The sequence below is a fragment of the Corallococcus llansteffanensis genome (assembly GCF_003612055.1).
GTDB lineage: Bacteria > Myxococcota > Myxococcia > Myxococcales > Myxococcaceae > Corallococcus > Corallococcus llansteffanensis.
Map to the genome: position 1 here is coordinate 1 of NZ_RAWB01001236.1, position 262 is coordinate 262.

The 262-nt window shown below is 73.7% G+C and carries 1 pseudogene; it reads left to right on the forward strand.

Annotated features, from left to right (window positions below):
- Positions 1 to 262 (forward strand): annotated as a pseudogene (locus tag D7V93_RS46345) (hypothetical protein); the annotation flags it as partial.

Consider the following 262-nt stretch of genomic DNA (forward strand, 5'->3'; position numbering starts at 1 on the left):
CGCAGGCGTCCGAGGCTTCAGCTTGCGACGGCGCGGCGAAGCAAGCGCAGGCGTCCGAGGCTTCAGCCCGCGACGGCGCGGCAAAGCAAGCGCAGGCGTCCGAGGCTTCAGCCCGCGACGGCGCGGCAAAGCAAGCGCAGGCGTCCGAGGCTTCAGCTTGCGACGGCGCGGCGAAGCAAGCGCAGGCGTCCGAGGCTTCAGCCCGCGACGGCGCGGCAAAGCAAGCGCAGGCGTCCGAGGCTTCAGCCCGCGACGGCGCGGC